Raw genomic sequence first — 26,666 nt, forward strand, 5'->3', positions numbered from 1 at the left:
TCCTTGGTCGCCGCTAGCGCAGCGGCTTCATGAAATGTGTCTCGACGGCGGCGTAACCGCGCCGCTCGTAAATCTTGGAAACATCGTTGCTGGCCAGAGAGGCCATACCGACCGACACGCAACCGGCAGACCTCGCCCAGTCCTCGTAGGCATCCAGCATCAGAAACGCACATCGACCGCGAGCTGCAGGCGAGACAAACCAGACGGTTTCCTTGGCAATTCTCCCCGCACCAAATGGATGGTCAAAGGCAACAGCCATCAACAACCCTTGCGCGGGCTCTCCCGCCACGATTACGCAGGCCGAGACTGCCGACATGTGCTGTTGAAACAGATAGTCAGCCCGTGCCGCATCGAATGGATAATCGAAACCAGCAGCACAATGACTGTCACGCAGCAATGCCACCACGCGATCGCGGTCACCATGCTCAGCGAAACGCGCCCTCATCAGAATATTCCGAGAAACTTTTTGCGCTTTGGCTGCGTGGCAATCTTGCCCTTTTCGCTACCCCAGAAGAACTCCCACTCCTGCACGGTCGCCGCATCCTGGAAAAAGGTATCCGTAGGGCTTCGCAGGATCTGCGTGGCATGACTGCGCGTCGAAGGGTTCGCGCGCGTCATTTCCTGTGAGTGGCTGGCGCATATCAGCGTAACGGAACCCTCATCATTCTCGCGTGGGGTAACGATGTTGACGTTGTCGACGAAGCCGACGAACCGGCATTGGGCTGGAGCCACCATCTGGCGGCTGTCAGGATCAAACAAGCCACGGTAGACTTCAACACGCGCCTGTCGGCAATCATATTCGCGCACCAGCTGCTCGACATGGTCACTGACCTGCGACATGCGGATATTCACGTTCTGGACAGACAGATTGTTGACCAGCGGAATGTCGTCGATCTGTACCAGAGTGCCAGACCCATACCAGTCACGCGTAACAGGCAACCCGGTATCAGGATGGATAACAGCGGCTGAGATATTCCCGACGTCCGACCACATGCCATCGGTCACAGGAACACCTGTGGTGCGGTTGCGAACAACCATCCACAGGAAGTCACGAGCCACCAGTTGCCGCGCCTCAAGCGCAGCAAGGTTATCGGCAGAGATGTTACGCATTATCGGGCCTCTATCGCCTGAAAGGTAATCGACCCGCGCCCTGTTGCAAGATCTGCCGTCGTCGAGACCGATCCCGGCACAATGGCCATGACACAGGATGGCTTGAAAACGATTGCATTCCGTGGTGCAACAACACCCGGCCAGAGATGCGGACGAACCTCAAACTGACCAGTGTAACCATCACTGGCAGCCAGGGCAGGCTCCATCACCATATGCAGATCCTTGTCGCCGATCTGGATGTAATCGCCGATCGAAACCTGATAGCCGGCTGGTAAGTCATGCAAAGAAACCGCCTTGCGATTGGCGGCAATCGTGGTCAGTTCTGCTATGCCATCGAACGCGCCGCCAGTTGGCCAGCTGCCATTCGGATACGCCACTGGATAGCAGCGCGACTTGGGAAACGCCCGAAAGGTTTTCAGGCCGTTTTCAAGACTGGCCAGACGCGCCCGCCAATGATCAAGCTGGTTTGGCTTCATCACCTTGGACCGCACCGTCATCTGCCACAGAGGGGATCCAAGATCCTTGGCAATAGTCTGTCCGCCAGCCGTGCGGGATTGCTCCTGCCGCCACAGCAACTCAAACTCTGTTGTCCATCCTGGCAGATCATCGAGAAACGACAACGGGAGTGGGTATGTTATAGCCATGCATCACCCCAACTTGACGTTTCTTTTCTGCGCAGAGCGCACTGCCGCCTCAACGCGGCCCTGCATCTCGGCACCCTGCTTCGCAACGACCTGCTCCAGCCTTGCAACAGCAGCAACATCTGCGCCACGCGCATCAATGACAGGGGCAAAACTCAGCGAAACATTTGCCCCACCCGACATTGAACCGCCACGCGGAATGATCCGCTCACCCTTTTGCAAAATTGCCGGAACTTCATCAGGCTTAAGCCCCGCGATGCCACCGGTGTGGTAACGTGTAGCGCCGTTGAATACCGATGGAGACACCGCCCGCCCGTGACCATATCCATCGCGGCCTGCAACGCCGCCTGAATGAAGGATGCCTGGAATGATCTTTCCGCCAAAAAGGCCGCCAGAACCACCGCTGAAGAGACCATCAAATGCGGAATCCAACAGGCGGGACGCAATCCGATCAAGAGCATTGGCCAAGATGTCAGCGCCGCTTTTCCCATCCCGAAGATCGGAAACAATCCCTTGCAACACCTCACGGCTTGCATCCTGCAATGCCAGCATTGCATCTCTGTTGGCCAGGATGGCGTCGCGCTCCGCATACGTCTGTTCGATGAGCTCCGAAATTTTTGCCTTCTGCTCATCTGTGGCGACGGCACCAGCCTGGCGGAGCGCGTTTGCCTTGGCGCGCTCCACATCGGTCGCCTCCAGCATATCCTGCTCGAATTGCAATTGAGCAATGAGCTCAACAACAGCTTCCTTCTCGCGCTTAACTTTTTCCGCTGCAGCGTCGCGGGTTTTACGCCCTCCACCCTTCGGAAGATCCTCCAACTCGATCAAAGGCCTGCTTTGTGGAGAAGGGCCGACATCAGGAAGAGGAAAGTCTGTGCCCTGAATAGTGGCGTCCGCGCCATACTGGCCGTCAGCTCCTGCGCTTCTCCAAGTGCGAGGATCATTCATTAGTGCTTGCGCTTGCGCAATGGCAGCATTGTTTTCTCGCACCGCCTGCGAAGACGCTGTCGCGGCGCTCGCTACGCCATCGAACATCTTCTGAAACTCAATCAGCGCAGGGATGCCCGTTCCCGAAATAGCCGTCGCAAGCGCGTCCTGCACGCCTTTTACATCTTCAACCTGTACAGCACCTTCTTCAGCAGCTTCAGAAAACGCCGCAAAGGCGCTCTGCAGGGCGAGAATGGACGATTCTTCCTCGCCTGCCACTCTCAACTGACTCGCCAAGTCATCAACCGCAATTCGAGCCTCAACTAGCCGATCTTTTATTCCTGACAGCTCGCGCTCATTTAATATGCTTCCAGCCTGCTTCAACTCAGCGGCGTTGGCCGTACGCTCCAATTCATCGGCGTATTCTTTAAGGGCAGGAACAGCATCGCCCCATTCCTTTGCCAAATTACGAATCAATTCGCCCTGTTTCTGCAAGGCTTCCTCTGATTTATCACTCTCAGATAAAACAGAGCCGAAGTATTGCAGTGCCGTACCACCGAGGCCCACAAAGGCAAGCGCCGCCAAATTAATAGGACTTAAAATAGACGCCGCTGCACCACCTAGCGCTGCTAGCGACCCCCTAAGACCTAACGCTCCGAGGTTCATTTGCGAAATTTGCTGCACGCCGATCAACCAAGGCGACTGGCCACCTGCCAACTGCACACCAATGTCCTGAAGCTGGTAGGTCATATTGACGGCCTGAGCGTGTGACTGCTTCATGGCTCGCTCTAAGTCATTCGCGTTTTTGATACCTGACTTCAACGCGTAATTGCTGTTGGCAGCAATGCCATTATATGCGTTTGCGCCCGCTTTTTCGATGCCGCCAAACGCTGCTTCGATAGCTTTTGTGTCACGTTGCGTTTGGCCGACAAGGCTCTTCATCTGACGCTGAATTTGGCGTACGTCGGCGCTAATGCTAAGAACCAGCTGCTCATTGTCGGTCGCCATGGAGGAGTCTTTCGTTGGAAAAGTTACAAAAACTATTAGTCTCGACTGCATGCATGGTGGTTATCGGCGGAGGAGCCTACTACGCCTGGGGCGAATACCAGTCACACCTTCGACAAAATAACGCTAACTTAAAGCATCGCTCGCAGATGGAAGCGCTACAGAAAACCGCCCTTGAAGAGCAGAGGTTATCCAAGTCGGAATGCATTAGAATGGCTAAAGAGACCCTTCCTTTAAAGAAGGGAGAACCCGTCAGAACTACGGCCTATAACGCAGATCTTTCTTTATGCGACGATTTAGGACGGTTCGACGGGACTTGGCGACAAGCGCTAGACATGGCGGGGGTCTTTTGAACACTGCGAGCCCTAGTTCGATGCCCTCAACCAATCCCAAAGCTCGTCCTTTTCGCTTTCTGCAAGCCTCTTCTCTCCCTCCGGGTCATTTATTTCGATGAACCCATCGAGAGCGGCCAGGTACTCGAAGATCGACAGGCCCAGCACCTCTTGCGGTGAAAGCCCCATGGCGACACCGTTGGCTATAATGGCGGCAAATCGTATTTTACCGTTTGGGAGCGGAGCTTCCGCTTTGCCCGATTTGCCGCCGCCTATTTTTTTCCGACATCTTCCTCCGGAGCGCCAACGACACCAGCGCCGAGAACCTTTTGTGCGACCGCAAGGTTTTCAAGTGGTATGCGTCCCTGCACCTCATCGGCAACAAGCTTGATCGCAGATTGCTGGTCCATTCCAGCTCCGATCAAACCCCATTTGATGACTTCGGAGATATCCTGCAATCGCCATCGACCGGTCATGAGGCGATCAAGGACAACAAAAGGCCCAGCGTCGCAGGCCTCCTGTATCTTCATAAGCTCTCGCCACGAGAGTTTGAAAATGGTCATCCGGCCGTTAAAGGCCTCTTCACACGATCCATCTCTGCTCATTACGGCGTTGCCGGTGTAACCGTCCGCACCATCTCGCCATCGCTCTGCATCGACACATTGAGGGTCGCGCGACCGGCATTTGCTGCACCAGCCTCAAGGCTTTCGATCTGCATGTATCCGGTCCACGTGATGGTTTTTGCCGGAAATTCCCATTCGATCTTGACCGGAACAGAATCCAGACTTTCCCACCCTTCGACCCAAGCCTCAACGCTCTCTTCGGCCAAGACACCTTCGCCTGAAACAGTCATCGAAAGAGAGGTGGCGTCACGGCCCACCCAGTCAACCTTGTCAGGGTCATCGCAGTCCGGAATATTGACCTCTTCTAGGCCCTTGTTGAGCGTGATCGAACGCTGCGTAAAGCCGCAAGGTGCAGCGTAATTGATAGGGTCAGCGTCGTTTCCGAGTAGAATACGAAACTTCCCCCCCTTGATGGTGGTTGCTTTTGCCACAGCTTTTCTCCTGAAAGGTTTAAGGTTGCTCCGCGACACCTTCGAAGGTCATCACGGCATGCGAGGTAAGACCGTCCGGATCGCGAAAAGATCGGGTCTGTCGGTGATTGAAATAAACGAGGGCGTTTGTTGCCAGCTCCAAGTCAGGCGACCTGAGTGCGTTGCGCACCGCATCACTAATGGCCTTGCACTGCTGAAATCCCGGCTCACGCGACCAGATATCGATATCCATCGACAGCTCGAACGCATCAATGCAATCAGCATCATCACTCGTCTCGTCGGCGGCACCAAGAGTTATGTAAGGAAACTCTGCCCCATCAGGAACAACATCGTAAATGCGGTTTCCCACAACGGACGCCAGATCAGCCGTCGCACGCAATCGAGTGACGATAGCTACCTGCAATTCATAAGCTGGTGAGGCCATGGTCAGCCCTTTGCTTTTTTGACAGCCTTACGTACGGCGGCAGCCATTTTTCGTTTAATCTTTGGCCTTTCCTGTCGATAGGTCGGAAAGATGTGCGGTCGCTTCGCCATCTTCACCGTGCCGAACTCCAGAAAACGCCAGATAAAGTCTGCGAATACGCCGGTCGCGTTCGGGTCTTTGGTCTGATTTTTCAGTCCGCCGCCACCAATCGACCTTTCTTTTGGTCGATTTTCCAACCGGTCCGCCTGGATGCTGGCCTGATATTTCCCAGTGCGGGGACCAGGAGCGCGAGGTTTGATTTTGCCAGCAAGGGTTTGGGCGCTTTCCAGCTGCGCCTTTGCAAGCTCTTTCTCAGCCTCTGGAACGACGGCATTCAAAAGCCGCATGGTCTTTTCGCGGCTGAGGAACGTAGCCTTCACCTTCATCCGCTGGCCACTCCGCTCTGACACAGGAAATCGAGCCATAGCCGATCGGTGGTCGGCGTTACGTCACGGATATTGAATTCAGTCCCAGACCGAACATCCCTCACCCGCCAGTCCGTATCCACTTGCCGTGTCTGCGATGACGAGCGAACGAAGATGATCTGCGGATGCTGACCCTGAAGGCGGTCAGCCATGACACTTTCGCCGCCGCGCAGATGCGTAAATCCCGCCCGAACCTGAAACTGCTCGACCCATGAACCAACAAAGACACCATCCCCCCGATCAACAGTCTGCCGCCTATCAAATGCGACGCGGTGAAACAGGTCACCGGCTGATCTCGGTTTCGCCATTGTTCAGCGCCTCCGCATCCTTGCCAGCCCAGACAGCCTTGCCAGCGGTTACCGCAGCTTCAGCACATTCGCGCTTCACAGTCCCTTCCCATCCAGCCTTGTAACCAATGGTGGACTGCGACGTGGGCTTGTAATCAAAATCCTTGATAAATCGAACACGCGCCATGATCAGATCCTAACTTGATAACCTGCGCCATTTCGAAATCAGCGCATCTTCAATCACGGCAAGAGCATGACCCGCATCTGCCGCAGCTTGCTCGTAGCCTATCTGCACCCTCATGATGATGGCATTGCAGATGTCTTTCGGAACGGTGGACTTGCCGTTAACAACAGGCCAACCCGCTTTGTACTCAACCGCGACAGCGCCGCGCTCGTAGATATCTGAGGGCGCTTCAAAGGAGTTTCGAAACCGGATTGAAGAACTGCCGTCAGAGAATGTTTCGAGCCCATATCCACTCGATGGAGTGGTTGACATCTGCCCCGCAGCGTTTCGCCAGGTCACAGATATGGTTTGAATAACAGGACCGAGAGGCAGGCAGAGGAACGGGTGAAACTGATCAAAACTTTGCCGCCACACCTGCTCAACGAGACATATTCCAAGAATACCCGTCCAGCCCTCGTAGCGGTCAACTGCAGCTTGGATCAAAGCCTCAATCGTCGCGTTGTCGTCGTCGCTATCAATATGCAACGCCTTTTTCACATCATCGACGGACACTGGAAGGGCGGCAGGGGCAGTAACGAGGACTGGACGATACATGCTTTTACCCCTTGCCTTTTGCCTTGCCTGCTTTGTTCTCATCTTCAGGAGGCTTGCCAACGAGCTTCCGCTCGATAAGCGGCTTGAATTTCGCCTCACTCATCTCGACGACGGTTCCCCGACGGTAGAGGTCAGCGCCATGTCTGAATGTTTTTAACGCAGTGAGTTTCATTATTTTCTCCATCGGTTCATAGAGCGGGCAGATTTCTCTGCCCGCCTTGATCAACCGACGAGCGCCAACTTACGGTGCAACCGCTTCACCAAATGGACCCGTGACAAAAGCTTCTGGCCGCTTCACCGCAAGCGCCAGGCGCTCTTCACAACGAATTGAGATCAGGTTCTTTTCGAAGTCATCGGCATTCTCTGTCGAGATGACGACATTGGCATCTTCGCGGTCGAAGATCTGTGCACCTGTTTGGAACGCACCAGCCAGGAACTCACCTTCGAATGCCGGAATCTCGGTTTCAACAACCGGACGACCCCACAATGTTGGACCGGCAATACGCAGCGGATTGGCCAGGATGTAATTGCCGCCAGCATCTTTGGTAAGTTCGATCTTGGCCCAATCAACGAAATGGATAACAAAACCATCGATTGGCAGGCGCGCCAGCTGGGCCTGCAACACAGCCAATCGAAGATCATCAATTGGAGTGCGAGCATCAGGAGCGAAGGCAGGTGCGAATGCAGATGCCTGCGGCACGATACCTTCAAGGTGACCACTTGCGCCGGAGCCGAACAGAATTTCCTGTTCTTCAACATACTTCAAACCATAACGCATTTCCGCGTCGACCGTGGATTGAAGCTGCGCGAAGTCGTCCATGATCTGCTTGGATGCCTTGAACATGTGCGCAATGGTGGCCACAGGCGTGATTTTCGTATCGAACTCGATATCCGAGTAAGGCTTTGAAGTACCTTCGGTGGCGATGACGGCAGCAGCATTCGTGAAACCTGTCTGCTGCACCCAGAAGATTGCCGGGGAGGTTGTGCGGCCGCCAGCGATAAGATCGCGGATAAAGAGGCGCTGTTTGGGCATCACATCGATGCCAGGAAGCCGCATTGGCTCGACAACGCCGGTCGCAATATCCGGAGACAACGTCACGTTCTTGACAGGAACACTGACGCGGCGACCGGCCTGGACGCTTTGCGAAAAGTCTTTTGTCAGCTGGTTTTCAACAAGCTGGGAGCCGATTGATTTACTCTCTTCGCCGCCCGATCCACCGCGTCGAGCACCCTTCTGCTCCACTTCGCCGAGGCGAGCCTGCAGATCTTCCAGCTTGCCGGAAAGAGCAGTTTGCGAAGTCGCGAGTTTATCGACTTCCTGTTTGGTCTGCTCAGAAAGCTTGCCGCTGTTCTTTACTTCGGTAAGGCACTCTTCCGCTTTCTTGCTGAATTCATCATTCACGCGCGAAAGGTCGTTCGTTACCTGCTTGAGCAGGTCTCGGATCTCGTCAGCCATTGCTGATCTCCTATTTTGGGAAGGGCGCTCAGGCCCGCGTTAGACTAAGTCTGGCCGCCGCAAGCCGCAGGCGGTCGATTGCATCATCGTCAGCGCTCGGCATGACATCTGAAGGCGCAGCGCTCGGCATGCCCTCCGAAATCTCTTTGATTAATCGCCTGCGCTCAGAGCGAGGCAGCGGCTTTCCGGAAGCAAGAGCCGCTTCCAGACGATACAAAGCCGGTTTTGAGTTGGAAACATCCGAGGTCGAAACATCGAAATCGGCGACCTCATCTGCAAAACCTTTGTCGACTGCGCCTTGGCCTCCAAGCCAGGTCTCCGCATCGAGCATTTTCTCAACTTCAGAAATCTCAAGCCCGGTTCTCTCGGCGTACATCTCGGCGCAGGTAGCGTCGAAAACTTTCATGATGTCGCCGGTCTCGTACATGACATGGCGGTCACCCGCAGCAACCCACTGCGTATTGTGGATCATCACAAAGCCAAGTTTGGCGATTTGTATCTCATCGCCGGCCATCGCAATTACCGATGCGGCGGATGCAGCAATTCCAAGAATCCGCACAGTCACCTTTGACGGATGCGCGCGAAGCAGGTTGTAGATGGTGACACCCTCAAAGAAATCGCCACCCGGGGAATTGATCAGGACCGTCACTGGTTTGTCGCCAATTTGGCGCAGAGCTGCAGAGATACGTTTGGCGGTGACACCTTCGCCCGTCCACCAATCATAACCGATCACATCAAGGATTGTGATCACGTTGGCTCCATCAGCCGCAGCTGCCCGTGGCGCTTCCACAGGGCGATACATCTGGAGAGCGTTTTCTGTGAGATGGACCGAACCTGTCACGCCGTCCGGGCAATGTAACTCTGGCAATGCGCGAAGGCTCATCATCTATCTCCAGTTTTTGGATCGCGAACACCAAGGATCGCATTAACAGCTTCAGTGATTGGCACGTTCTGCATCTGCATTCTGGCCTCATCTCCCCCCTCGACTGGCGGGAGACCTTCTAGGCGACGAACCTCGTTAATGGTCATCACTCCAGAACTCAGAAGAGACGTGTAAAACGCAGCTCTTGCCTGACTGTCGCCGCGCAAGAGATCTTCATAGTTGAACCTGACTTTGAAGCGCCTACGCTCTTCAGGCGTCATGATGCGTTTCGATATCGCTTTTTCGATGCGGCGGAGCTGGGAACGCAGGCTGAGATTTAACCAGCTCTGCATAATCGCGGAGACGCCAGATCCCCACATCGTCTGGCCATCGCTGGAGTGCCCAATGATGATGGGCGGAACACCAAGCCAACGGCATATTTCTTCAACGTTGAAACGCCGGTTGAGTATCATCTCAGCATCACGCGGAGTAATGTTCACCGCCTTGAAATCCACACCGGCCTCAAGAATACCGATGCCTGGAGCATTGGGCCCACTATATCGATCAGCGAAGTTCTTACGGGCCTGTTCGCGCTGCTCGGGGGAAAGCTGATTAGGGAATGTGAAAAAACCCTTGGCACGCATTCCCTTGCCGAACATTTGCCCAGCAGCACGCTCTGACGCGATCGCTATGCCAAGCGTCTGGCGTGCGTGCGCCACTGGCGACATCCCGACATCCCCGTCGCCAAAAGCCTTCAGGTGAAAGACTTTATCCTCGGGAAGATCAATCAGTTTCCCTCTGTCATTGAAACGATACCGCAGAGATCCGTCCTGCTTGCGCTCAACGGAGGTATCCGCTGGCATGCGATCAAGCGAAACAAGCCGGTTGCCAGAATACACCTTTTCAGCAAACCCGTTCCCCGTGGTGCAGAGCCCGAGCACCCTGCCCTCCCAAAACTCAATCGAGGTCTGGTCAGCGTTTGGGCTCTCATCCAAAAGCTCTTGCAATGGATGATCGGCGACTCTGACGCGCGTTCCGTCAGACCTCTTTTCCATAAGCTCCAGCGAAAAGCTCGCAATAGTCTGGGACGTTACCCTTGTGCAGGCCCAGAATGCAGACAGGTTCAGCGCGCCTTGCGTCGACACATGCTCCCCTGCCCAGGTCTCGCCACCATCCCAAATTTCATACAGCTCGCTGTCGCGGGCAGTCAGCTTTTTTCCGAAAAGTCGGTTCCACAGGCCCATCAGACAAACACCGCGTTAGAGATTACATCACCCATATCAACAGGGCTCGCCGCTTCAGGGTTCTGAAACATGAGCATCGCCGCATTAAACAGGGCCATCAGCATGTCGATCTTGGCAGCGCCGGAGACTTCCTTCGTCACCACGTAATTGCTGCCCTTCAAGGTTTGCTTGGCATTCCCCACGGCCCACGCCATCATCGGCTGATCACCATGCAGGAAACGCGCATCTTCGAGTTTCAACGGCACAGAAGAGATCGCCGTTTGCAATTTCCACCCCTGCGCCACGGCCTGAACGAGAGGCTGTTCGATATTGAGCCCCTCAAGCGCGTCGAGCAGGAGTGCGATGCCCGCGCTATCGAGACCAATGCCCGACGCTTCCGGCAATAAACCGCTATCGAACACTTGCTTACAGATCGCAGCAGCTGACTCGGCCTGCTCTTCACCTGATTGAGAAACAACAAGGTCGCCTGCTTCCTCAAATTGGCGAAGACGCGGCGCGATGCTTTTACGCTGCTCGAAAACAGTCGGCCTTGCCCATGCTCGGCCCCAACCAAGCCAGCGCTTTGTTCGCTTTTCACGACCGATGACATAGAGCGCGGCCAAGTCGTCAGCCCCACCCCAGTCGATACCGATCGTGCAAACCTCAGAGCGAGACAGCAGCACCTCCAGGTCCGTCAACTTCGTGTCGATGCAACCGGCCCAATGCAGCGCACCAGACCATCCGTCGCCGCCAAGTCCCACGCCGATCTCGATGTTGAGATGCTGGCTAGCCCAGATCTGTTCTGTTTCCTTGTTGACCTTGCCGTTGTTTTCGTAGTCATCGACCAGCGCCTGCGGATCGATCGACCGGCCAAGGTTTGGCAGAAGGTGCGGCCAATTCTTCTGGTTTCGCCAGTAATCCTGATTAACCTGCTGTTCGCGAGGGAACTCGTACAGGATTGGCAGCATGATTGGCGAAGCGCCGCCCTTGCCGTCTCGGATCGCCCGAGCCTTATCAAGTTCCGTTCGCCAGATACCAGCCGGCGATTCATCCGATTGCGTCGTGATCATCAGAACCTGACCACGCTGTTTTGTTATGCCGCCGCCCCGTATCTGCTGCATCACGCGAGTTGCCTTGGATACCTTGCCCAGTTCATGCAGCTCGTCGATGATGGTCATGACGGGTATTTCCCCGGTAACAATCGACGTATCGAAGGTTTTCACGTCCAGTTTCGTGCCTGTTTTCACACGAGTGATGCACTTGAGATGCTCCTGCACCTTGAACACTTCGCTGAGCTTCGGATCGTTCTGGATCATCAGCTGCGCTTGACTGAAGCAGCGTTCGGAAATGTTCTGACTAGGTGCAACGATCAGCATCTGGCGGTTTGGCGCTTCTTCCATAAAAAGCGCCGTGAGGCCCAGGGCCGCAACATACGTCGTCTTCGAGTTCTTCTTTGGGACCATGCAAAGCAGTTCCCAAACCAGGCGACGTTTTGTTTCCGGATCCTCGCTGGCGAGGAAGGCGCATAGGATATCCCTGAACCAATCGCCGCACGCTTCCGCAAGCGAGGGATTACCGGGCACATCCGGCAGTCTCAGCCGATTGAAAAACGCCAAGGCCTTGGCCGCTTTTTCCTTGTTGATCGGCACGTCAGCCATAGGCGTCTGGCCAGATTGAAGGCGATCCCACCAATCAGGGCATGCGAAACGAGGTAAATCCTCAGTGGTGTGCATTGTGCGAGGCTTCCCGCTCCAGTTCCGCCATCAGATCGGCGTCTGCATCAATGGCGCGCCGTTCATCGGCAATCTTCTTGCCGACCTTTTCGGCCTTCACCTTTGGCTCTTCATGCTTCGGCTCAGATGAGAGCTCGCGCTCAATCTCCATCCGGTCGCTGCGTTCAAGGAGTTTTCCAAATTCACGCAACGCACCGACGTTACCTTTCTCGGCAAGCTCCCAGGCAAGCTCCAGGCGTCTGATCTCCAGCTTGTCGCGCGCACCGTCGCGTTGGCGGATCTCATAAAAATAATGCTTGTGCAGAGTGGGCAAAGTGATGCCAAGCGCGCTGCAAATTCTCGGGTTCGCCCAACCAAGAGCCACTAACATGCTGACTCTATTGCGACTTCTCGGAGTCACCTCATGTTGAGGTCGACCGCGCTTGCTCGGCTTATCAACCCAAGGGTTGCCGAACAGGTCAAAATTCTCACTCATGACGAAAAAAATCTCCGAATGAGGGGGGCGCGGGTCTAGAGGTTGAGGGGTTCCCAAACTTTTGATACCCCCCCACCCATGGTTTCGGGCTTACACCGCAGTAAGTTTCAACCTAGCAAGAGTGTTTCACGCCGAGTGTTTCACAGATGCTGGCGGCGCTCTTCACGCTGCTTGAGCTTGTCGTGGCATGGCTTGCACAGGCACTGGAGATTGTTCTCATCCCAGAACAGGCGCTCATCACCACGGTGCGGCGTCTTGTGGTCAGCCACCAGTCTCGACGTGTTGCCGTCGATGCGACCGCATCCAACCATCTGGCAAGTGAACCTGTCGCGTATCAGCACCGACATGCGCAGCTTCTGCCATCGCGCCGTCTTGTACCATCCACGATATTCGAGACTGGCATCACGATGACGGTTGCGCTCAACCTCACCAGTCGCAGGCCCAAGCCTCGGAGGAAGTGTGCCGATACGTGGCTTGATGGTTGTAAGTCTGCCCATATCTCTAATACGCAAAAAGGCGACCGGTTAAGGTCGCCTCATCAAGTCCGCGATAATCTCATAGCTGTAGCACTGGCCCTGAATCGGTGTCTCTTGGGAGACAGTCAGGGCTGGGGCCTACCGGCGTACCCACCTGGAAACTTTCGTTTCACTCGCTTCTGGTCAATGCCATCCGCTCAAAGGCTCGCAATCAGGATCATAGGCTCATCCGTGAGCGAAGTTGTACTCACACTTTCTCGATCTGCGCAACATCTAATTCGACAGGCGTTGGTCGACCGAAGATATTCACCTCAACCTCTACTCTGGCCTTATCGACATCGATAGCCACCACAACACCAGGGAAGCTTGCAAAAGGTCCGTCGACGACTTTGACGTTATCCTTCAAGCCATATCCGAGAACCGTTATGCGACGGCTATCGTAGTCGCCTGCCTGCGCTTTCGTGATGAATTTACTAACAAATTTCTTGGGCACTCGGTAAGGATCATCGCCGCCACCTACTATCCCAAGCACCTTGTTAAACCGCACCAAACCTGCAAATGCAGCTGGTGACGGAACGCAGCGAACAAGCAAATATCCCGGCAAAACAGGAAGCGTTGGCGCTGGGATGATGCGGTGACGCTTCATGATTTTGTCCCCTTTTCGCGTAGGAACCAACGCCCACACACCCTCATCATGAAGCGCTTTTTCCACGGAGAATTCGCGACCGCCAACAACTTTCAGGCAGAACCATGCCGCCAGATCAGGGTAATCCTCAGCGATTCGCCTGCTGGCCATGCCGATGTGGCGTATCTGAATGCGATGATTCGCAATCGCTCTGTCCTGTTTGTCATCGGCGAAAGGCCGGATCTCGATAGGCTTGGACTGGCAAAAGTGTTTCGAATTATGCTGCATCATGGTCTGCCCCCATCGTTGAAATTGCCACAGCGAACGCATCCAGCCCTTCCGGACCACCTTTCGGGAAGTAACCGCCTGACGTCATGATCTTTGGTTCTGGCCAGCGATAGGCCTTGAACAGCGAGCGCCAGTCACCCATCAGCTCTGATGCCGCAGGTACAAACTCCATCAGCTCCGCAAGCTTTGCCGTCTCTTCCGAAACCACCAACCCGCCTTTCACGTCACTCTGCGTGAAGAACTGCGACAAACGCGGCCAAGCCATCTGTAGCTGGTTTCGGAACCAAACACCGTTTTCAGGCGCAGCATCCGGTTGCGAAGGACCAGCCAGCAGAACTTTGAAATAGGCCGCAGCATGGGGTGGTGAGAAAGACGCTGCCCATCTGGCCGGTTTGCCCGCATCAGGCTTGCCGGTCTTACGATCAGCCAGTTCCTTGGCCACAGCAACATCGCGCTGGCCTAATGCACGCCACGTCTTGTCACGGAAGTAATTAGATACCGGCTGCGGCTTCACCTTGTCTCGCGCGCACTTCGTCAGAAACGCATCCCGGTGTTCTTCCGCCTCATGGCGCTCTTCCGGAGTGAGCTTTGCGAAGAAGCCAGCGATGTATCCGAGAGTTGATCCGGTCCAACCTGTCCACTCACCGGTAGCGTAACCCTCACCATTGCAGAACCGGGCAACGCGTTTGTCGAAAGCGGCAGTTCCCGGCGTTTCAGATCGATCTAAAACAACCTCATCACCCGCGCCTCTCTCTGATGAAGGTTCTATTGGTGGTTCTATTACGGTTCGGGTGACATGGTGACACCCGTCTCTACCGTCAGTGTCACCCGTCTCCGCATCCAGTGTCACCCGTGACATGGCGTCACCCGTCTCAACCTCTCCGTTTACGGGTGACATGGTGTCACCCGTATGCGGTTCAGCCTTGGCGTCTGGAAGGCTGTTCACAACCTTCATATCGAAGTCATAACGGTTGGCCTCGCCGGGGCGTCCGCTGGCCTTCCTGACCACCACAAGAAGCCCTTCCTTGACGAAATCAGCCAGCAGACGCTGCACGGTGCGAGAGGAAAGTTCCGTTTCCTGAGACAGCGTGTCGATGGATGGCCAGATGCCCTTGCCATTGTCATCGGCAAAGTCAGCCAGGCGAACAGCAAGCATCTTGCGGCTGCTGGAACCCAATTGTGCCTTGAATAGGCGGCTCATGATGAGAATGCTCATGCCAAGCCGCCTTTCTTCACCAGCGACTTGAGAAAGCCTCGGGACGCGTCAATCGCTTGCGCTATCTCCGCTGGAATTCTCCCGTCGATATCCCGCGTCGACAGCATTCCGGAAAGCTCAAGGCTCACCAGTTCGATACCGCGCATGAAGCGCACCGAGCGCAGCAAGCGATAAATATTGTCCTGATCACGATAGAAGATGAAGGTGGGCACACTCAGCAGCCATTTCGCCCGCTCCGCATCGTTGCTGCATTCCTGCAGTTGTTCAGTTACTGGCAGCATCCCCGTCATGCTTTTACCTTTTCTTTCCAAGCCTGATAGTCCGCACGCAGGTCTAGGAACGCTGTCTGCGCGCGTGCCTCGCGGTTCAATTGTGTTTTGCTGTTGATGCACAGAACCCGCTTGAGAGCGGCGTCTGCCTGTTTGGCGTCGTAAATCGCGCCTTGGCTATCCTTCCGCTCCAAGAAGCGATGGAACAGCGGTTCAGCACAGAGCATGGCGGCATTTGCGGCGAAGTCGCCATCCCGCAATCTGTCCTGCTGCTGCCCTTGGCGCGGCTGTTGCTGACCTGACCGGAGCGCGACGATTGCCCTGTCGCGCAGTTCAAGGAACATCACTGTGTTTTCCAGTGCACCACTGATCAGCTCGACCTCACCGGGCAAAGCGTCGGCGTAGATCGTGGCCAGTACAACCTGCTCACCGCTAGAGCGCTTGGCGATGATGTGAACCTGACCGTCAGTCGCATCCGCGAACCAGCTGTCGCCACGGCACTGGTCTTTGATAATAGTGAGGCGCGATACCTTGGACTTTTCGCGGTCGCGTTGCTGTTGCGCTGGCGATGTCATGCTGCCACCGCCTGCACAGCCAAATGGCCGCAGTTGGCCTCTACGAGCGCTCTGGCAACTGGCGGGCAAACACTGTTGCCAACGCAGGAAACCTGCACCTCTTTCGTAAATGGCACCCACTTAGAAGCACCGTCAGCATCGACCTGCGACCGGTCGAAATAGCCGTCAATCTGGTAGTCGCGAGGGAATCCTTGAGCGCTGTACAGCTCACGCGGAGCAAGCATGCGCATGCCGATATCGACAACAACGAAGGTGACACCATCAACCTCAATCGTGACGAACTCTCGCTCATCCCATACGCCGTGAGAGCGCAGGAAGTCTGCAACTTGGCGAGCACGGTCCGCCTGCGCAGCCGTAAACGGAGGGACATCAATCGATGCCTCTATGTGACCGAACCGATCACGCGTCGTTATGGTACGGCAGGCATCATCCTCACGGGCACCTTCTCCGGTCCCGTAGTAAGATTGCAGATAAGGCATGATCAGGCGGCTCTTGCCCTGCCCTTCCGGCATGATGGTCGCGGAAGGCTCCAGCACGCTGTGGCCAGTCGACGTTCCAAAGTCGCGCGTGATGTATGCCGACACCAGCTGCTGCTGGCTTCCAGTCTGTGTAACTGTCGACAACGCCTCATCAAGAGGACGGCCGGGATTAACACCACCCACACGCCGGCTATCATTGTTCGCCTGCGCCATGTAGCCAACCAGCAACGAATTCTGGTCTTTCTTGCTGGCAGTTATGGTGTGGGATTGCCCATCAATCGGACGGCAAGCCCCACCTTGCTGCGCATAGGTCAAGACTGGAGCTATCAGCGCGTGGCGGTTTTCGCATGGAATGACGTGGATAGCCTCATCGACAGACGCCGAACGATCCTGCCCACCATCGCCCACGCCATAGTAGGAGTTGAGGTGCGGAACAATCAACGCATGCTTGACGCCACCGGCCACGACAGTTCCGAGTGAATCATCAATGCTCATGCATCGAGGAGCCTGTCCGACCCTCTCGCCATAACCCGTCTGAACAAGAAATGGTCGGTTCGCCTTGAGTACAAACCGATCAAAGCCGCGAGCCACACGCGCCTGCGAGGCGGTGGCAATTGGCCGAACCGAACGAACGCCAAACTTTTCCCAAATCTCTGCCGATGTATCGAAGATCGAAGGGCATGGAATGCTCCAGTCGATCTCATCCGCCATGATAGGCCACGGCATCTTTCGACCGTCGATCACGTCTTGCTCATCTGGTGCACCGTGGGTTTTCTCAGGCCAGACGATAGGCTTGCCATCGAACCGCATGATGATGAACAGGCGCTTGCGAATTGTCGTCGCACCGTAATCGCGCCCACGGATTTCACGACTTTCCATTTTTGCGCCAAGCTTTTTCAACTTGTCGCACCATTGCTTGTAGGTCTCGCCCTTTCGCTCAAGATCCGGACGCAGACCCTTTGCCGTTTCAATCAGCGGGCCATAATCCTTGAATTCCTCGACATTCTCCATGATGACGACATCGACTTTGCCGCCGCTCTGCTGAATGCGCTCAATCCAACCAGGTATGATCCAGCAGAGGTCACGAATATTGCGCTCAACCGGCTTTCCACCCTTGGCCTTGCTGAAATGTTTGCAATCGGGCGAGAACCAAGCCAGCCCGATATGCTTGCCGCGCAGATGGTCAAGCGGATCGATCTTGTAGACGTTTTCCGAAAGGTGGATCGTTTCAGGATGATTGGCAGCATGCAGCGCCAACGCCGCCGCGTTGTGGTTGATTGCGTAATCGGGCGAACGGCCCAAAGCTTGCTCAATCCCGGTTGATGCACCGCCACCACCTGCAAAACTATCGATGATATAAGGACCGTTCGGGCCGATGGCTGGTATTGCCAGCGCGGCAGCAGTAAAGAGACTTCCGACGTGCGCGTTCATTCCGCACCGCCTTCGGAAGGCATGTAATCCTTCCAATCGATGCGGAGGGTGCGCGTGTCGCCGTGCCGACCGTAAGAACCGTCATCATCCATTTCCCAGATGAAGAACGCCGTGTTCATGCGACTTGCCGCTTCCGGCCCGTCGTAGTCGTCATGGTGCATCATCGGCAGGCGACGTTTGAAAATCAGAACACGCGCTGGAGGGCATTCCTCCATGGCAAAGACACGATCAGGATCATCGAAACCGCAGAAGAAATTAAGATTGAGAAGGAGCGCCATTTTGCGCGGTCGGTGTACGCGCAGCGCATGCGCAACGAATGCGTTGAGAGCCGTGCCGTATGGCGGATTGGTGACGATATCGCATCCGATAGTCTCATCCGGCTCAGATGTAAGAAAATCCGCAACTGACTGAACTATGCCGTAGCGATCAGCGGTGCCATAATCGACGAGATCCGACAGGATAACGTCATAGCCAGCCGCCTCAAGCCGCCGCGATATTGCGCCACGCCCGCAGGCTGGTTCTTTTACGCGATCAGAAAACTTCTCAAGCGCGAGAAGGGCAAACATTGCCTCATCAGGTGTCTCATAGAGATTGAAGCCGCGCTCTTGATTGGTCCGGGTCGATGTGCCGATTGACGCACGAGGATTGGATCGAGGCGTGACATCCGCTGAACTTTCCGGCGCAGCGATGGCTGGCAAAGCGTTCATCGCACCCATGTATTGGGTGACATTCTTCAAATGCTCACGGTCACCGATAACCTTGATGACCTTTTTCATTTCGCCGAGGTTTTCAACCTCTGGGAAAAACATGGTTCTGATCGGCTTTGCGACTGGCTGCACCACGCCATCGCGACCAACAACCATGTCATGGTGGGGAATTTCCCCACCATCAATCATGCGCTTGCGAGCGGCGGAAACTGTTTTGTGGTCAACGCCGAGGTCTTTTGCGATAGCGCGATTTGATGACGAGGGTGCATCCTTAAGATGCTCCTGAATGATCGCCTGCTTTTGCGCGCCAGATAGCTGCCGACGTGCAAAGTTAAGGGAACGTGCAAAGGAGCGCTTTCCCTCCTCGCTAAGATCTGCGCGGACAAAACGCGGCCAGTCGGTAATTCCGAGCATCTTGCAGATGGCTACGCGGTGGTGACCATCCAGAATTTCACCGACCTCATCGTATTCGACAGGCACTTTGACGCCATGCTTTGCGATGTCGTCGTACAGCGATTTGAAATCGTCGTCAGAAAGGGGCGGTAGCAGCTGATAAGGACCAGTCACGACAATGCGCGACATTGCTGCTTCTTCTGGCAGCTTGCCCAACTCCCGCGCCCGGTCCAGCATGCCGGTGGCATGTTCACCAGGGCGGAACAGGTTGCCGTCTTTCGGGTCGCGCGTCAGGTAGCGCTGCACAACGCATAAATTGGCGGCAATGGTCTCATTGGCGCTTTTGCTGCGATACTCGCCATCACGAACAGCGGCAGCAACAATGGCAATACCCAGAACCTTAGGCAACGGAAACTCAATAGCCGCCATCACGCACCAGCCTTTCGCGCCAACATGCGCGCATCGACCGATTGCAGTCTTTCAGCGCAGCGAGCAGGGGAGACACCCCGCAGCAACATCACTTCCGCCGTGCGCGGCTGAAACTCGAAAGCAGAACCGTTGATCACGGCACGTACCGCAGGTGGCAGAGCATCAAACCGCGCCATGCGGACCTGATAGACATTGGAAGGGGTTGCGCTCATACGGCACCGCCGATCAAGCCGCTGCGCAGCTCCTGCATCTGGGCAATCGCATCATCCAGCAGCGGCAACAGTGCGCGCCTCTCATGAGCGTCAATCTTTCCGTCAAGGAACGATGTAATCAGCGCCGATAGCAGCTTGCCTTTGGTGTCTGCCAACCGGCTGACATCTTCCATGTCAGGCGCATCGACCTCAGCCTCACTTGCAACGAGGCGATAACCGTTCAATTCGGCCATAAACTCGGTAACAAGTGGATAGCCAGCGATGCGCTCGACATCGGCCAGCACGTCAAGCGGCATAAAATCCTTTTCACGCGGAGAAACGTACCGGGAGAGATGCGCCTCACCGACGCGGCTTTCCTTGGCAACGTTGGAGGCTCCCACCTGTCGTAGCAACCGGCCAACGGTCGCCTTAAGGTCGCGGCGCTCTTCCTGTGTCGTAGGGCGCATTTTTTCAGTGTCGTCTGGGCGCACGAAATCATCCTCGAAAATCAAGGGAATCTTTGTGGAAATTCTTCCGGTGAATTTGGTGCGCGCTACCTTTAGCGTCGCAGAGTCCAACAGGCCAAAGGAGGCCCGCATGCAAAACGAGAAATACCCGCGCCGGAGCGAGAAGAAGGAAGAACCCCGGCGCGGGACGCAGCAGGCAGGGAGGAGCACCCGCGCGATTGGAAATGAAGGCCAGTCACTCAGCGGCCTCCAATGGTTTGGTCACCGATTCGGGGATGGCCACCAACTCAGCAAGACGCTCGTAGGTTACCTTTTCAATTCCGCGCACTTGCGCAGCCAACACGGCGCGCACCCAGTAGCCAGGTGGAATCGTTCCCCTTCGACGCATGCCCTTCGCTGTTTCGTATCCGACGCCTAAGTCGTTTGCGAAATCAGTGAGCGTTGGCCAGCTGCCTATGATGACGGAATGGTTCATTCCTTAAGGGTACGAATTATACCCTAAATGTCAACATCGCGCGGTATTACTTGTACCTTTAATCTGGGTATTATTCATAACATGTTGACCCATAACAAAACTTTCGAAAAAGAAGCGCGCGCAGAACGCTTGGTGCAGGCAAGAAAAGCCGCTGGCTACACCAGCGCACAGAAGGCCGCAGAGCGCTTTTTATGGAAGGTCAATACGTACAAGGCACACGAATCAGGCCGCAACGGCTTTGATGTGTCAGACGCTAAAATCTACGCTCGCGCGTTCGGCGTGCCATGGGCATGGCTGCAAGCTGGCGAGGGCGAGCCGCCGAAACAACTACAAACACCTAATGGACTCAGCACCACCAATGCGCCTATAGGGATGATACCGGTTACCGGGAAAGTTGCGGCGAATACATGGATTAGCGTCGAAGACATGGACTTCGGTTACGATGACATTGATTACGTTCCATCAATAGGTTCATACCCTGTTGAGTGGCAATTCGCGCTAGTGATTGATGGACAATGCCTGAACAAAATAGCCCAACATGGCGAACGACTTGTGTGCCTTAACACAATAGCGGCAGGCATCGGAATTGAAGACGGAGACCTTGCCGTAGTAGAGCGCCGTCGCTTTGGCGGACAGATGGTAGAGCGAACAGCAAAGCGCGTTCGCATGACGGCGGATGGCTTTGAATTGTGGCCGGAGAGTAACGATCCCGCACACCAAGAGCCGATTCGACTGTACCGAAACACCGATGACGTAGAAGTCCAGGTCATAGGCAAGGTGCTCTGGATCGTACGAAAACCGTAAGCAATCCAAAAATTTTTTAGACAGCAAAACGCTCGGAAGGCCAAAGCCTTAGCGAGCGTTTTTGATTCGGCATACCTTTTAAAGGGTATTAATCGTACCTTTTCTATTGACGCATAAGGGTACGTTATGTACCTTCCGTCCATCCAAGCCGAACCGCACGGCATGGAAATTGACCGGGCAGCGTGTCCATTCCCCCATTCCCGCGCGCTTCCCGGTCTCCCTCAAGGATGGAGAGACGTCATGAACGAACGCACACCAGCAGAACGAAAAATCATCAAGGACATGGCAGATGAAATGTTGCGCCTTGGTGATGGCTGCACCGAGCGACAGATGCTGCTGAAATTCACCCGATCGCAAATCGATACATATGGCGAAGAAGCCCGTGCCATCGCCAACCGGCTGTCGCAGCGCGAAGCCGCGTGACCTGCATCCCTTTCGGTGACCGCCTCCCGATCGAGGCGGCATCCGAAACGGATCATCGTTTCACATCTCATGGAGGCAATCATGACAACGACAATCACCGTCAAGGCCAACCACGGCTGGCCTGTAGACGTTAAAGGTACCGACCCTAAGTCTGGTGAGCAGATCCCGAATTACGGTGGTCGCGTTGAGGCTGGCGCAACTCAGGACTTCATTTGCCATTCCGGCATGGACTTGCATGTGCATGAAGTTCAGCCCGATGAAGCTGCAGCCAGCAGCGCTGAAGCAGCAGCTTAATCCTTGATCCACTCCGGTTTCCGCCTCTCACGAGGCGGTTTCCCGAACGGATGACAGGAGATCACCGCATGTTTCTCATTTCCCCCATGATCACGACACCGCCACCAAGCGCACAGGAAATTCGCGTCCTGCAGACCGTCGTTGGCGTGTGCAGCGCCGCACTGCTGATCGCGGTTTTCGCGCTTTACCGGAGCCTGTGAGCAATGCAGCACGTCGTTATCAATCCACCAAAACTTCCAAAGCCAGACGTGTTGCGGAGGCTTGTACGGCAGGGCCATGGCCGCAACCAGATCGCCGCAATCTACGGCGTGCAGCCGGAGCGCGTGCGTAAGCGGCTCAGAGAGTTGCGTCTTGAAACGCCCATTGATCAGGAGCCGCAAGACTTCATGAAACACCGCCCGCTGTCGATCAAGCTCCACGGCGGGCGCATTACCCTGCCTTTTGTTTCGATGATCGCAGACATGGAGAAGTACGCATGAGTATTTTCAACCGCACAGTCACGGTGGACTTCGCTACTCAGACGGCAATTGGCGTTGCTGACTGGCTTTCAAGTGTTGGCCTGACTGGCCGCGAACTGCCGCCACTCACCGTCGTCGCAAAGGTCCAGGTGGATCTAAGCGATTTCGACGAAGAGGAGATCTCTGAGGCTTATGACAATTTCAACAAGCCAGATCGATACAGCCTTGAGCAAATCTATCGCTTGATGGCCGAGGGCGACATTGAAGCCGCTATGGACGAAATGCACCGTCAGTTCGACCTGCCCCCCCCTTCTCACGAAAAGAAGGTCGCCGACCTTCTCAGTCGCGGCAGGGCGTGAAGGCATGGCTGACGTATTATTCAAAGTCCACCGTACCGAGCTGCTCACTGCCCTTGAGGCGGCGACACAGGCTGTTGATGCGAAGGGCACCATACCTATTCTCTCGAACATCTTGCTCAAGCCGGAGGGCGGTCGCTTGATCGTCTGCGGCACGGATCTGGATGTTGAGATCAGGACATCGTGCGACCTGATCGAGGCTCAATCCGTCAGCGGTGTAACCGTAGCGGCGAAGGAGCTTCGAGAAATTACACGAGCCGCACCAGAGAGTGCAGAGATTGTTTTCGAACGCGGTCGCGCTGATTATCAGATCGGCATTCGTGCCGCGAGATCTCGCTACTCTATTCATACGTTACCTGACAGCGATTTCCCGTCGATTGGGCGGACGCTTCCGGATCTCTGCATAACGATGGGCTCTGCGCTTTTCTCAGAGGTTTTGGGGAAGGTCTATTACGCGATTGAGAAAACCAATAAGGCGCGCATGTTTCTCATGGGTGCTTACCTGCACGCGTCTGGCGATCGCCAACTGACCGTCGTCGGATTGGACGGTCGTCAGATGGCTGTTGTCAGGATGGATGTTGATGAACAGGTTGAGTTTCCCAGCGTCATTGTTCCTGTAAAAACCGTCGCTATTTTCCGCAAGTTGTTTGGCCCGATGAAAACACCCTGCAAGGTGTACATCAGCGACTCCAAGATAGCTTTCGAGAGTGGCGATACGACTTTGATATCCCGCCTGGTCGACGGAACCTTCCCTGATTACAGCAGGATCATGCCGCGTCGTTTGCCGCAGTTTGTCACTGCTGATCGAGATGCAATGAAAGCGGCGATCAAGCGGACCTGTGTTGTCGCTGCGGACACCAGTAAGGATGGCTTGAAAGTCTCGATCAGCCATGACGGGCTGCAGCTGCAGCTGGTTTCGAAGTCTGGCGAAACCGCCAGTGAGGCGGTGGATGCAGACTACGCCGGAGAAAACTACGAGATCGGATTTAACGGCTCATTCCTCTCCAGCTTACTCGAAAGCATCTCTACCACATCGTTTCGCATGCACGGATCAGACCCTGCGATGGCCGGTCTTTTTACGCCGGATAACGATGCCGACGAAGACTACATTCTAATGCCGATGAGGGTTTAGCCATGACACAGACCGCACACATCCGCCGCATCGTGGGCCCGACCATCCTATTGGGTTCCGGCACCTACTTCGATTTCCAAAACCCGGAAGCCGCCGAGCTGACAATTGAGGACGTGGCTTACAGCCTTTCCTTCCAGTCACGGTTTACCGGTCACTGTGTCAGTCGACGCACGGGCAAGCGTGTCTATTACCCGATCTCGCAGCATTGCGTGATCATGGCGCACTACGCCGCGCCGGAACACAAACTGGCTGCGCTGATGCACGAGGTTGGCGAAGCAACCTGCGGCGACATGAATGCGCCATTGAAGGCTGAATGCCCGGACTACAAACGCATCGAAAAACGTTGTGAGGCAGCAGGCCTGAAAAGGTTCGGCATCACCATGAGCAATCCCGGCTACATCAAACTGCTGGATATGCGGATGTTGGCAACCGAACGCCGCGACCTGATGCTCTGGCATGGCGAAGAATGGAGCGGCACAGCAACGCCTTTTGATGGTGAGATTGTTCCGATCCAAGACCCGCATGTTGCCGCACAGCTGTTTCTTGAAACATACAACGCGCTGCGGGAGATCGGCTGATGGTCAAGTCAAATTACGCCAAGCGCCGCATTGCTGCATACAATAAGGGTTTCGAGGCCGGAAAGGCCGAGGCGCTCACGGCACAGACAAACGCACTTTCCGACGTGGTTGCACGCCTCATCAAATGGGATACGGATTTCCCGGTCAACTGCCACAATGGCTACGCCGGGCTTAAGGAGCTCGACAACATCATCGCTTCCGGAAAGGTAGCTCTAAGCCTTCGAGAGAAGGATTGGCTATGACCACTAGACGCGAGCGCATCCGCGCCAAGATCATGGCGCGCGTGAGGATTGACGAAAACACAGGTTGTTGGCTGTGGACCGGTCCGACATCAGGGACGGAAGGTCGAGGAGCCGGCTACCCGCGAATGTCGCTGGATGGTCAGACTGTCGCCGTTCATATCGCTATGTGGACGAACGAACACGGCTACATTCCCGGCAAAAAAGAACTGGATCACGTATGCCGCAATCGCCTGTGCGTTCGATATGATCCTGATCATCTGGAGCTTGTGACCCGCAAACGCAATGCATTGCGCCGCGAGGAAGCAAAGCGTTTGCGCTGTGTGGAGGTAGTTTGATGACGCAGACAGAACCAACCCAGCGGCGCAAAAGAAGGCCAACCATCCGCACCAGCGACCTGAAAGCGACGCTTGCTGCCCTGAAAAGCGGAGGCCTTTCGCCATCTGCGCTGGACGCATTGCCAGACGGCACCTTTAGATGGCATTTTACAACCCCGACTCCGAGCGACGAAAACGACTTGGACCGAGAGTTAGCGGAGTTTGATCGAAAGAATGGTTACAGTTGAGCTCAAGGGCATTCACACCGTAAAGGCCAAAGGCATTACCTATTATTATGCCTGGCGCGGTGGCCCTCGACTTAACGGCGAACCCGGTACACCCGCATTCATGGCCTCTTACAACGAGGCCGTTGCCAATCGGACAGAGCCGGAGAACGGCCGCTTCCGATCTATCATTACGAACTATAAGGCAACCGCATTTAAGAAAGTTGCTGACTCCACGAAGCGCGTCTGGACGCCGTGGATAGACAAGATCTCAATTCATTTCGGAGATCTCAGCATTGCCCAGTTCAACCGCCCCGACAAGATCCGGCCCCGCATTCGCCAATGGCGGGGGCAGTACGCCGACACGCCGCGCGCAGCGGATACCGGTATGCAGGTGCTTTCCCGCATCCTGTCGCACGGCGTTGACCCAATGGGCGTGTTGAGCTCCAACCCCGCAGAGGGCATCAAGCACCTCTACAGTTCCGACAGATCAGAAATCATCTGGACTGATGCGGATATCGCCCAGGTCAAAGCGGTCGCATCAGAGGAAGTGCAGTGGGTCATCGATCTGGCCGCACACACCGGCCTGCGCATCGGAGATCTGCTTAAACTGTCGTGGTCGCATATTGGAGCAGATGCCATTGTGATGACGACTGGAAAGAGCAAGAAGAAGCGTGAAGCGCTGATCCCGCGCTACGACGCCTTGAATGAAGTTCTCGATCGCATCCACAAACGCTCGCCGGTCATTCTAACCAGCACCAAAAAGCAGCCATGGAAGCAGGACGGCTTCAACACCATGTTCTGGCGCGCCAAGGAAAAGGCCAACATGCTGGATCGGGACTTACATTTCCACGACCTGCGCGGAACAGCTGCAACCAAGTTCTATATTGCCGGTCTGTCAGTGCGCGTTATTGCGGAGGTAATGGCGTGGGAAGAGGCAACAGTTGAGAAGATTATCCGTCGCTACGTTGGCCGCCAGTCCGCGACCAAGGAGATGATCCGCCAGCTCAATGAGGCCAGAACGCGAACATGAGCTGTAAAACTGCCTG

38 protein-coding genes are annotated in these 26,666 nt (G+C 55.4%); 12 read left to right on the top strand and 26 right to left on the bottom strand.

What is annotated here, in order from left to right:
- Positions 1-13: 13 nt before the first annotated feature.
- From RT613_RS04785 to RT613_RS04910, 26 genes are all read right to left on the bottom strand, one after another.
- Positions 14-445, bottom strand: a complete 432-nt coding sequence (locus tag RT613_RS04785; RefSeq protein ID WP_313613403.1) for a GNAT family N-acetyltransferase — start codon at positions 443-445, stop codon at positions 14-16.
- Entirely contained in the window at positions 445-1,110 is a 666-nt protein-coding gene (locus RT613_RS04790; RefSeq protein WP_313613404.1) for a hypothetical protein, read from the bottom strand. The genes RT613_RS04785 and RT613_RS04790 overlap by 1 nt, the downstream gene beginning before the upstream one ends.
- Positions 1,110-1,754, bottom strand: coding sequence for a hypothetical protein (locus RT613_RS04795; RefSeq protein ID WP_313613406.1), 645 nt, complete (start codon positions 1,752-1,754; stop codon positions 1,110-1,112). Before RT613_RS04795 ends, RT613_RS04790 begins: the two co-directional genes overlap by 1 nt.
- Positions 1,755-1,757: 3 nt before the next feature.
- Complete coding sequence (locus RT613_RS04800) at positions 1,758-3,686, bottom strand: phage tail length tape measure family protein (RefSeq protein WP_313613408.1); 1,929 nt, start codon at positions 3,684-3,686, stop codon at positions 1,758-1,760.
- 601 nt (positions 3,687-4,287) lie between these two features.
- A complete protein-coding gene (locus tag RT613_RS04805) occupies positions 4,288-4,620 on the bottom strand; it encodes a gene transfer agent family protein (protein ID WP_313613409.1) in 333 nt (110 codons plus the stop codon).
- Positions 4,620-5,069 (bottom strand): phage tail tube protein, encoded by a 450-nt coding sequence (locus RT613_RS04810; RefSeq protein WP_313613410.1) that lies wholly within the window; start codon positions 5,067-5,069, stop codon positions 4,620-4,622. Before RT613_RS04810 ends, RT613_RS04805 begins: the two co-directional genes overlap by 1 nt.
- A 19-nt stretch (positions 5,070-5,088) precedes the next feature.
- Complete coding sequence (locus tag RT613_RS04815) at positions 5,089-5,493, bottom strand: DUF3168 domain-containing protein (RefSeq protein ID WP_313613412.1); 405 nt, start codon at positions 5,491-5,493, stop codon at positions 5,089-5,091.
- Between the two features lie 2 nt (positions 5,494-5,495).
- Positions 5,496-5,918: an HK97-gp10 family putative phage morphogenesis protein gene (locus RT613_RS04820; protein ID WP_313613413.1), complete on the bottom strand. Its 423-nt coding sequence runs from the start codon at positions 5,916-5,918 to the stop codon at positions 5,496-5,498.
- Complete coding sequence (locus RT613_RS04825; RefSeq protein ID WP_313613415.1) at positions 5,915-6,265, bottom strand: head-tail adaptor protein; 351 nt, start codon at positions 6,263-6,265, stop codon at positions 5,915-5,917. The genes RT613_RS04820 and RT613_RS04825 overlap by 4 nt, the downstream gene beginning before the upstream one ends.
- Positions 6,240-6,431, bottom strand: coding sequence for a hypothetical protein (locus RT613_RS04830; protein WP_313613417.1), 192 nt, complete (start codon positions 6,429-6,431; stop codon positions 6,240-6,242). Before RT613_RS04830 ends, RT613_RS04825 begins: the two co-directional genes overlap by 26 nt.
- A gap of 9 nt (positions 6,432-6,440) precedes the next feature.
- The gene (locus tag RT613_RS04835) at positions 6,441-7,022 is read right to left on the bottom strand and encodes a head-tail connector protein (RefSeq protein ID WP_313613418.1); all 582 of its coding nucleotides are present in this window, start codon (positions 7,020-7,022) and stop codon (positions 6,441-6,443) included.
- A 4-nt stretch (positions 7,023-7,026) separates the two neighbouring features.
- Entirely contained in the window at positions 7,027-7,194 is a 168-nt protein-coding gene (locus tag RT613_RS04840) for a hypothetical protein (protein ID WP_313613419.1), read from the bottom strand.
- A gap of 69 nt (positions 7,195-7,263) precedes the next feature.
- Complete coding sequence (locus RT613_RS04845) at positions 7,264-8,478, bottom strand: phage major capsid protein (protein WP_313613420.1); 1,215 nt, start codon at positions 8,476-8,478, stop codon at positions 7,264-7,266.
- 28 nt (positions 8,479-8,506) lie between these two features.
- Positions 8,507-9,361: a head maturation protease, ClpP-related gene (locus RT613_RS04850; protein ID WP_313613421.1), complete on the bottom strand. Its 855-nt coding sequence runs from the start codon at positions 9,359-9,361 to the stop codon at positions 8,507-8,509.
- Positions 9,361-10,584, bottom strand: coding sequence for a phage portal protein (locus RT613_RS04855; RefSeq protein ID WP_313613422.1), 1,224 nt, complete (start codon positions 10,582-10,584; stop codon positions 9,361-9,363). Before RT613_RS04855 ends, RT613_RS04850 begins: the two co-directional genes overlap by 1 nt.
- Positions 10,584-12,221: a terminase large subunit domain-containing protein gene (locus RT613_RS04860; RefSeq protein WP_313613424.1), complete on the bottom strand. Its 1,638-nt coding sequence runs from the start codon at positions 12,219-12,221 to the stop codon at positions 10,584-10,586. Before RT613_RS04860 ends, RT613_RS04855 begins: the two co-directional genes overlap by 1 nt.
- A gap of 61 nt (positions 12,222-12,282) precedes the next feature.
- Positions 12,283-12,771 carry a hypothetical protein gene (locus tag RT613_RS04865; RefSeq protein WP_313613425.1) on the bottom strand — a complete coding sequence of 163 codons (489 nt, stop codon included), beginning with the start codon at positions 12,769-12,771 and terminating at the stop codon, positions 12,283-12,285.
- A gap of 140 nt (positions 12,772-12,911) precedes the next feature.
- Complete coding sequence (locus RT613_RS04870; RefSeq protein WP_313613426.1) at positions 12,912-13,268, bottom strand: HNH endonuclease signature motif containing protein; 357 nt, start codon at positions 13,266-13,268, stop codon at positions 12,912-12,914.
- A 226-nt stretch (positions 13,269-13,494) separates the two neighbouring features.
- Positions 13,495-14,163 (bottom strand): transcription termination/antitermination protein NusG, encoded by a 669-nt coding sequence (locus RT613_RS04875; RefSeq protein WP_313613427.1) that lies wholly within the window; start codon positions 14,161-14,163, stop codon positions 13,495-13,497.
- On the bottom strand, positions 14,150-15,376 hold the full coding sequence (locus RT613_RS04880) for a helix-turn-helix domain-containing protein (RefSeq protein WP_313613428.1): 1,227 nt from the start codon (positions 15,374-15,376) through the stop codon (positions 14,150-14,152). Before RT613_RS04880 ends, RT613_RS04875 begins: the two co-directional genes overlap by 14 nt.
- Entirely contained in the window at positions 15,373-15,666 is a 294-nt protein-coding gene (locus tag RT613_RS04885; RefSeq protein ID WP_313613430.1) for a hypothetical protein, read from the bottom strand. The genes RT613_RS04880 and RT613_RS04885 overlap by 4 nt, the downstream gene beginning before the upstream one ends.
- Positions 15,663-16,220, bottom strand: a complete 558-nt coding sequence (locus tag RT613_RS04890) for a hypothetical protein (RefSeq protein ID WP_313613431.1) — start codon at positions 16,218-16,220, stop codon at positions 15,663-15,665. Before RT613_RS04890 ends, RT613_RS04885 begins: the two co-directional genes overlap by 4 nt.
- Positions 16,217-18,130, bottom strand: coding sequence for a DNA cytosine methyltransferase (locus RT613_RS04895; protein WP_313613432.1), 1,914 nt, complete (start codon positions 18,128-18,130; stop codon positions 16,217-16,219). The genes RT613_RS04890 and RT613_RS04895 overlap by 4 nt, the downstream gene beginning before the upstream one ends.
- Positions 18,127-19,638: a ParB N-terminal domain-containing protein gene (locus RT613_RS04900; protein ID WP_313613434.1), complete on the bottom strand. Its 1,512-nt coding sequence runs from the start codon at positions 19,636-19,638 to the stop codon at positions 18,127-18,129. Before RT613_RS04900 ends, RT613_RS04895 begins: the two co-directional genes overlap by 4 nt.
- A 20-nt stretch (positions 19,639-19,658) precedes the next feature.
- Positions 19,659-19,871 carry a DUF6525 family protein gene (locus tag RT613_RS04905; protein ID WP_313613435.1) on the bottom strand — a complete coding sequence of 71 codons (213 nt, stop codon included), beginning with the start codon at positions 19,869-19,871 and terminating at the stop codon, positions 19,659-19,661.
- A complete protein-coding gene (locus tag RT613_RS04910) occupies positions 19,868-20,341 on the bottom strand; it encodes a hypothetical protein (protein WP_313613436.1) in 474 nt (157 codons plus the stop codon). The genes RT613_RS04905 and RT613_RS04910 overlap by 4 nt, the downstream gene beginning before the upstream one ends.
- Before the next feature lie 478 nt (positions 20,342-20,819).
- On the opposite strand from RT613_RS04910, the gene RT613_RS04915 reads away from it, so the two are divergent.
- The 12 genes from RT613_RS04915 (at position 20,820) to RT613_RS04970 (ending at position 26,650) form a co-directional block, all read left to right on the top strand.
- Positions 20,820-21,596 carry a hypothetical protein gene (locus RT613_RS04915; RefSeq protein WP_313613438.1) on the top strand — a complete coding sequence of 259 codons (777 nt, stop codon included), beginning with the start codon at positions 20,820-20,822 and terminating at the stop codon, positions 21,594-21,596.
- A 240-nt stretch (positions 21,597-21,836) separates the two neighbouring features.
- Entirely contained in the window at positions 21,837-22,019 is a 183-nt protein-coding gene (locus RT613_RS04920; RefSeq protein WP_313613440.1) for a hypothetical protein, read from the top strand.
- Positions 22,020-22,100: 81 nt separating this feature from the next.
- Complete coding sequence (locus RT613_RS04925) at positions 22,101-22,313, top strand: hypothetical protein (protein WP_313613441.1); 213 nt, start codon at positions 22,101-22,103, stop codon at positions 22,311-22,313.
- Positions 22,314-22,381: 68 nt separating this feature from the next.
- Positions 22,382-22,513, top strand: coding sequence for a hypothetical protein (locus RT613_RS04930; RefSeq protein WP_313613443.1), 132 nt, complete (start codon positions 22,382-22,384; stop codon positions 22,511-22,513).
- A 3-nt stretch (positions 22,514-22,516) separates the two neighbouring features.
- Positions 22,517-22,792 (top strand): hypothetical protein, encoded by a 276-nt coding sequence (locus RT613_RS04935; protein WP_313613445.1) that lies wholly within the window; start codon positions 22,517-22,519, stop codon positions 22,790-22,792.
- Positions 22,789-23,130: a hypothetical protein gene (locus RT613_RS04940; RefSeq protein WP_313613446.1), complete on the top strand. Its 342-nt coding sequence runs from the start codon at positions 22,789-22,791 to the stop codon at positions 23,128-23,130. Before RT613_RS04935 ends, RT613_RS04940 begins: the two co-directional genes overlap by 4 nt.
- A 4-nt stretch (positions 23,131-23,134) precedes the next feature.
- Positions 23,135-24,259 (top strand): DNA polymerase III subunit beta, encoded by a 1,125-nt coding sequence (gene dnaN / locus RT613_RS04945; protein ID WP_313613448.1) that lies wholly within the window; start codon positions 23,135-23,137, stop codon positions 24,257-24,259.
- Between the two features lie 2 nt (positions 24,260-24,261).
- Positions 24,262-24,837: a hypothetical protein gene (locus RT613_RS04950; protein ID WP_313613450.1), complete on the top strand. Its 576-nt coding sequence runs from the start codon at positions 24,262-24,264 to the stop codon at positions 24,835-24,837.
- Positions 24,837-25,079 (top strand): hypothetical protein, encoded by a 243-nt coding sequence (locus RT613_RS04955; protein ID WP_313613452.1) that lies wholly within the window; start codon positions 24,837-24,839, stop codon positions 25,077-25,079. Before RT613_RS04950 ends, RT613_RS04955 begins: the two co-directional genes overlap by 1 nt.
- Positions 25,076-25,414 carry an HNH endonuclease signature motif containing protein gene (locus tag RT613_RS04960; protein ID WP_313613453.1) on the top strand — a complete coding sequence of 113 codons (339 nt, stop codon included), beginning with the start codon at positions 25,076-25,078 and terminating at the stop codon, positions 25,412-25,414. Before RT613_RS04955 ends, RT613_RS04960 begins: the two co-directional genes overlap by 4 nt.
- Entirely contained in the window at positions 25,414-25,641 is a 228-nt protein-coding gene (locus RT613_RS04965; protein ID WP_313613455.1) for a hypothetical protein, read from the top strand. Before RT613_RS04960 ends, RT613_RS04965 begins: the two co-directional genes overlap by 1 nt.
- Positions 25,628-26,650, top strand: a complete 1,023-nt coding sequence (locus RT613_RS04970) for a site-specific integrase (protein WP_313613572.1) — start codon at positions 25,628-25,630, stop codon at positions 26,648-26,650. The genes RT613_RS04965 and RT613_RS04970 overlap by 14 nt, the downstream gene beginning before the upstream one ends.
- Positions 26,651-26,666 lie beyond the last annotated feature (16 nt).

Origin of the sequence: Agrobacterium sp., from assembly GCF_032092815.1 — a bacterium.
GTDB lineage: Bacteria > Pseudomonadota > Alphaproteobacteria > Rhizobiales > Rhizobiaceae > Agrobacterium.

Coding starts and splice junctions, on each gene's coding strand:
- RT613_RS04785 (WP_313613403.1), bottom strand. CDS start 445: ATGAGGGCGCGTTTCGCTGAGCATGGTGACCGCGATCGCGTGGTGGCA.
- RT613_RS04790 (WP_313613404.1), bottom strand. CDS start 1,110: ATGCGTAACATCTCTGCCGATAACCTTGCTGCGCTTGAGGCGCGGCAA.
- RT613_RS04795 (WP_313613406.1), bottom strand. CDS start 1,754: ATGGCTATAACATACCCACTCCCGTTGTCGTTTCTCGATGATCTGCCA.
- RT613_RS04800 (WP_313613408.1), bottom strand. CDS start 3,686: ATGGCGACCGACAATGAGCAGCTGGTTCTTAGCATTAGCGCCGACGTA.
- RT613_RS04805 (WP_313613409.1), bottom strand. CDS start 4,620: ATGAGCAGAGATGGATCGTGTGAAGAGGCCTTTAACGGCCGGATGACC.
- RT613_RS04815 (WP_313613412.1), bottom strand. CDS start 5,493: ATGGCCTCACCAGCTTATGAATTGCAGGTAGCTATCGTCACTCGATTG.
- RT613_RS04820 (WP_313613413.1), bottom strand. CDS start 5,918: ATGAAGGTGAAGGCTACGTTCCTCAGCCGCGAAAAGACCATGCGGCTT.
- RT613_RS04825 (WP_313613415.1), bottom strand. CDS start 6,265: ATGGCGAAACCGAGATCAGCCGGTGACCTGTTTCACCGCGTCGCATTT.
- RT613_RS04830 (WP_313613417.1), bottom strand. CDS start 6,431: ATGGCGCGTGTTCGATTTATCAAGGATTTTGATTACAAGCCCACGTCG.
- RT613_RS04835 (WP_313613418.1), bottom strand. CDS start 7,022: ATGTATCGTCCAGTCCTCGTTACTGCCCCTGCCGCCCTTCCAGTGTCC.
- RT613_RS04840 (WP_313613419.1), bottom strand. CDS start 7,194: ATGAAACTCACTGCGTTAAAAACATTCAGACATGGCGCTGACCTCTAC.
- RT613_RS04845 (WP_313613420.1), bottom strand. CDS start 8,478: ATGGCTGACGAGATCCGAGACCTGCTCAAGCAGGTAACGAACGACCTT.
- RT613_RS04850 (WP_313613421.1), bottom strand. CDS start 9,361: ATGAGCCTTCGCGCATTGCCAGAGTTACATTGCCCGGACGGCGTGACA.
- RT613_RS04855 (WP_313613422.1), bottom strand. CDS start 10,584: ATGGGCCTGTGGAACCGACTTTTCGGAAAAAAGCTGACTGCCCGCGAC.
- RT613_RS04860 (WP_313613424.1), bottom strand. CDS start 12,221: ATGGCTGACGTGCCGATCAACAAGGAAAAAGCGGCCAAGGCCTTGGCG.
- RT613_RS04865 (WP_313613425.1), bottom strand. CDS start 12,771: ATGAGTGAGAATTTTGACCTGTTCGGCAACCCTTGGGTTGATAAGCCG.
- RT613_RS04870 (WP_313613426.1), bottom strand. CDS start 13,268: ATGGGCAGACTTACAACCATCAAGCCACGTATCGGCACACTTCCTCCG.
- RT613_RS04875 (WP_313613427.1), bottom strand. CDS start 14,163: ATGATGCAGCATAATTCGAAACACTTTTGCCAGTCCAAGCCTATCGAG.
- RT613_RS04880 (WP_313613428.1), bottom strand. CDS start 15,376: ATGAGCATTCTCATCATGAGCCGCCTATTCAAGGCACAATTGGGTTCC.
- RT613_RS04885 (WP_313613430.1), bottom strand. CDS start 15,666: ATGACGGGGATGCTGCCAGTAACTGAACAACTGCAGGAATGCAGCAAC.
- RT613_RS04890 (WP_313613431.1), bottom strand. CDS start 16,220: ATGACATCGCCAGCGCAACAGCAACGCGACCGCGAAAAGTCCAAGGTA.
- RT613_RS04895 (WP_313613432.1), bottom strand. CDS start 18,130: ATGAACGCGCACGTCGGAAGTCTCTTTACTGCTGCCGCGCTGGCAATA.
- RT613_RS04905 (WP_313613435.1), bottom strand. CDS start 19,871: ATGAGCGCAACCCCTTCCAATGTCTATCAGGTCCGCATGGCGCGGTTT.
- RT613_RS04915 (WP_313613438.1), top strand. CDS start 20,820: ATGTCAACATCGCGCGGTATTACTTGTACCTTTAATCTGGGTATTATT.
- RT613_RS04920 (WP_313613440.1), top strand. CDS start 21,837: ATGAACGAACGCACACCAGCAGAACGAAAAATCATCAAGGACATGGCA.
- RT613_RS04925 (WP_313613441.1), top strand. CDS start 22,101: ATGACAACGACAATCACCGTCAAGGCCAACCACGGCTGGCCTGTAGAC.
- RT613_RS04930 (WP_313613443.1), top strand. CDS start 22,382: ATGTTTCTCATTTCCCCCATGATCACGACACCGCCACCAAGCGCACAG.
- RT613_RS04935 (WP_313613445.1), top strand. CDS start 22,517: ATGCAGCACGTCGTTATCAATCCACCAAAACTTCCAAAGCCAGACGTG.
- RT613_RS04940 (WP_313613446.1), top strand. CDS start 22,789: ATGAGTATTTTCAACCGCACAGTCACGGTGGACTTCGCTACTCAGACG.
- dnaN (WP_313613448.1), top strand. CDS start 23,135: ATGGCTGACGTATTATTCAAAGTCCACCGTACCGAGCTGCTCACTGCC.
- RT613_RS04950 (WP_313613450.1), top strand. CDS start 24,262: ATGACACAGACCGCACACATCCGCCGCATCGTGGGCCCGACCATCCTA.
- RT613_RS04955 (WP_313613452.1), top strand. CDS start 24,837: ATGGTCAAGTCAAATTACGCCAAGCGCCGCATTGCTGCATACAATAAG.
- RT613_RS04960 (WP_313613453.1), top strand. CDS start 25,076: ATGACCACTAGACGCGAGCGCATCCGCGCCAAGATCATGGCGCGCGTG.
- RT613_RS04965 (WP_313613455.1), top strand. CDS start 25,414: ATGACGCAGACAGAACCAACCCAGCGGCGCAAAAGAAGGCCAACCATC.
- RT613_RS04970 (WP_313613572.1), top strand. CDS start 25,628: ATGGTTACAGTTGAGCTCAAGGGCATTCACACCGTAAAGGCCAAAGGC.